Genomic DNA, 4,036 nt, shown 5'->3' with positions numbered 1-4,036 from the left:
GGAGTCGGAGTACCAGTTGTCGGAGTTGGAGTCGGAGTACCAGTTGTCGGAGTTGGAGTCGGAGTACCAGTTGTCGGAGTTGGAGTCGGAGTACCAGTTGTCGGCGTCGGCGTTGGAGTATCAGTTGTCGGCGTCGGAGTTGGAGTATCAGTTGTCGGCGTCGGAGTTGGAGTATCAGTTGTCGGCGTTGGCGTCGGAGTGCCAGTTGTCGGCGTTGGTGTGGGCGTGACTGGCGTCGGCGTTGGTGTGGGCGTGACTGGCGTCGGCGTTGGCGTGACTGGCGTCGGCGTCGGAGTTGGAGTATCAGTTGTCGGCGTTGGTGTCGGCGTTGGCGTCGGTGTCGGCGTGACTGGCGTCGGCGTTGGTGTCGGCGTCGGCGTGGGAGTCTCAGTTGTCGGCGTTGGCGTCGGCGTGACTGGTGTCGGCGTTGGCGTCGGTGTCGGTGGCGCTACATCATCATTAGTAATAGTTGTGGTAGCGGTAGCAGCGGTAATTGTCGGTGTAGAATCTAATACCGAGGGATTTGACAGCGTAACCTCAAGGGTTTCATTGTCTTCGATCGCCGCATCGCCTAAAACATCGAGAGTAATGGTTTTCGATGTCTCGCCCGCTGCAAAATTAATCGTACCAGTCGCAGCAGTTGCACCGGATGTGCCACCGATGTTGTTGTAATCGCTGACGTTTGTAGCAGTACCCGCGATCGCATAATCTACTGTGCTCGCCAACTCAGTGCTACCGCTGCGGGTAACAGTAAAAGTGGCAGCAGTTTTGCCTTCATTGCCTTCTGTAACGGTTGCAACACCAGCACTAATCGCGTAGTCGATCGGATTAAGCAGAATTGTCACCTTGCTAGCACCCGATCCGATGCGATCGCCTGGCCCGGAAATCACCCTGTTAAATCCGGCGTAAATCTCCGAATTGACTGGCCCGCCATCATCAGGTTGACCATTGAGAGCATAAAGATACGGCGAATTCAGGCTATTTTTTAGCCCGCTTTTGTTATCCCACGCAAGTTGTTCGTTGCTGACTTCTAACTCGACGCGGGAACCGTTGGTGACCAAGTTAGGCACATTTCCTGGGGTAAGGACTCCGCCAGGGGGTGTATTGTAGTCATTGCCGTTAACGCTCATATTCCCGTTAACAATCTGCATCTCGGCATCGCGCCTTTGAGTGCTTGCATCCCCTCCATAGCCGTCGTTTGACGCTGAGTCGCCGAGATTTACCGTCCATCCTGACGGAGTTTTGTCGTATTCAACGATGAATTTCGCTTTTTTGATTTTGCCGTCAAAATTGATTTTGGCTACGGCTTCTAACCAACTATCTGCGTTTGAGTCTGTCGGGGTATTTACTAGAGAAATAAACGGGTTTGGCCCACCAGTAATTGTGCCTGTTTTGAGGTCGATTTGGTACGGACTCAGGCTTGAAGGTTGACCGTTAGCAGCAATAGTTAGTGTGGTTTGTTTGGTTGTACCTGCAATGCCTCCGGTGATTGTGCCCAAGTTGAGGATTGCGGTTTCGGCGTTTTCAACTATGTTGTCGGGTTTGATAGTAAATGCAACATTCTGAGTGAGTGCGTCACCTGTTGCACCTGCGGGGAAAATTATCGAGGTAGGGGAAAAGGTGTAGTCTGAATTTTCGGTGGCACTGCTGCTGGGGTCGATGAGAATTGGTACAGTTACATCGGTGAAGGGTGTGCCGCCACTGAGGGTGACGGGAATATTAACTACTGTGTCTGTTGTTCCTTCTGTACCGCTGTATGTTGCTGCACCAAAATTAACTGTATTGGGTGTATTCAGCAGAATCGAAACGTTGTTAGGATTGTAGTCGGTGGTGACCAAGTCAGGCAAACCGTCCCCGTTCAAATCCTTCGCAATAACAGCAGTAGGCTGCAATCCCGCATCTAAATCAACAGTCTTGGTAAATGTGCCGTCGCCATTCCCCAACAGAGTTGAAACCTTGTTATTGTTCCCGACAGCCAAGTCTTGCTTGGAGTCACCGTTGAGATCCGCAACGGTGAGGAAATAAGAACTCGGTCCCACTGGAATTTCCGTAGTAGTAAAGCCTCCGCTACCATTTCCTAGCAGGATAGAGATGTTGTTAGAGTTCTGGTCCGCTACAGCCAAGTCGGGGAAGGAGTCGCTGTTAAATTTCCCCACAGCTATAGAAGATGGTCGTGACCCCACTGGAATCTTGTTTGCCGGGGCAAAACTCCCACTGCCATCCCCCAGCAGAATTGAAACGCCTTCACCTGTTTGATTGTTCGCGACAGCCAAGTCCTTTATTCCGTCGCCGTTAAAGTCATCGACCGCAATAGATTGAGGCGCTATTCCTACCAAAAAGTTTTGAGGAGGCGCAAAAGTGCCATCAAGATTCTGCAATAGAATTGAGACGACACCATTAGTATTGGGGGAACCCGTGGCACGATTAGTCGCTAAAGCTAAGTCTGTCCGGCCGTCGCCGTTAAAATCTTCCGCAGCAATGTATTTAGTGAAAATCAGCGAGTCGAAAGATAGATCGACGGGATCACCCAAGCCAGTGCTACTCCCAAAAAACATTGATACAGAACCATTGCCATTATTTACAACCAAGTCGTCATAGATATCTGTATTAAATTTAGCGACAGCCTGGATATAGGCCCCCTGTTGCAACAGAGTAGCGGTGCCAAAGCTACCCGTGCCATTTCCTAACAGAATTGATGTGCCAGCAGCGGCGCCACTGCTGGAATTGCCCACGGCTAAGTCCTTTATTCCGTCGCCGTTAAAATCACCGACATCGACGGAGACAGGATCTGAACCTACGGGAAAGTTAGTCGCAGTACCAAAACTATTTAAAACATACTCGTAACCCGCTAACACTTCGGGTTCAAATACCAGCGGTGCTTCTATTTTCCCGGTTCTGACTTCCAGTTCCCAGTCCCCGCCCTTTGCTACACTTCCGGTGAGGTTTTTGGAAGCTGCAACATTGGTATTTGTGAGTTGGGCAATTCGTTGGATGAAGGCGAAACCGTCTAGATATAAATCTACATCTACATCTAAATCTCTGGCTTGTTCCCCGATACCGCCGGGGAATGAATTCCCCGTCTCATAGCGAAAGTCCTCTGAAGAGGACTCAATAGCCGCCTTGTTTTCAGTCGGTTTCAACCGACTTGAGCTTTGAGACAGGGAATTCATTCCCTGGCGGACTTTCGGGTAAGCAGTCGGTTTCAACCGACTTGAGCTTTGAGCCTGGGAATTCATTCCCTGGCGGACTTTCGGGTAAGCGCGAGGTGCTGCTGCGACATTACAACCGTAAATCAGAATGTCTGCACCCAGATTTAAAGCAATCCGCCACTGCTGCAATTTCTCGGAATAAGTTTCCACATTATCTAAACTCAAGCTACCGTCGCCCAATTGCAAGCTACCCGGAGCACCGTGAGAAACGATGTGAATGCTGTCAATATTAGTCCGAAGACCTAAAATTTGAGTAATTTGGTCGATCGCATCTCGGTTCCCATCCAAAACAACTACTTCCGTACCCGGTTTTACCCCGGCCATCAAACTTTGATAATTTTCTACTTTAGTATCTATAAAGGCGATCGCACTTGGTGAAACTTGATTATTTAAATTTGGCATAATACACCTACTGGGGGTTAAAAAAAGACAATGATTTCCCTGTTTCGCGACGGGTATGCGAAACTCTTTCTCAATGTTGTAGTAACCCTAACTCATTTTTCCAAACATCTATGTAAATTTTTCTTTATAAACAGCTTTTTAATTAAAGTTTTGATAAAGATGGGGGATTTTATTAAGTAATATTGCGGATGAGCTAGTGCGAGGTGGATGACGTAACACAAAAACTCTTCAATCGCAAGTGTAATGAGACTGAAATATTAATATCGGAATTTTTGATAGATATCTGCGATGCGGTTGGGCCGTTCGTTTCAACCCCAGGCGGACTTTCGGGCAAAAGTGGGGGCGGGTTCATTGGTAACAAGTTAGAACGGAGTAGATTTTGTCAATACCCCTTTATGTAGAAATATAATTGAATAATAATGATA

General features: G+C 48.5%; 1 protein-coding gene. It reads right to left on the bottom strand.

Going from position 1 to position 4,036, the window contains the following annotated elements; all coding sequences use genetic code 11:
• A partial coding sequence (locus QUB26_RS30590; protein ID WP_333321074.1) for a DUF4347 domain-containing protein occupies positions 1-3,611 on the bottom strand: 3,611 nt, incomplete at its 3' end.
• Positions 3,612-4,036 lie beyond the last annotated feature (425 nt).

It is taken from the genome of Microcoleus sp. B4-C1, from assembly GCF_036705285.1.
In the GTDB taxonomy this organism is placed as follows: domain Bacteria; phylum Cyanobacteriota; class Cyanobacteriia; order Cyanobacteriales; family Microcoleaceae; genus Microcoleus.
This window is presented reverse-complemented; position numbering and strand designations above follow the sequence as displayed.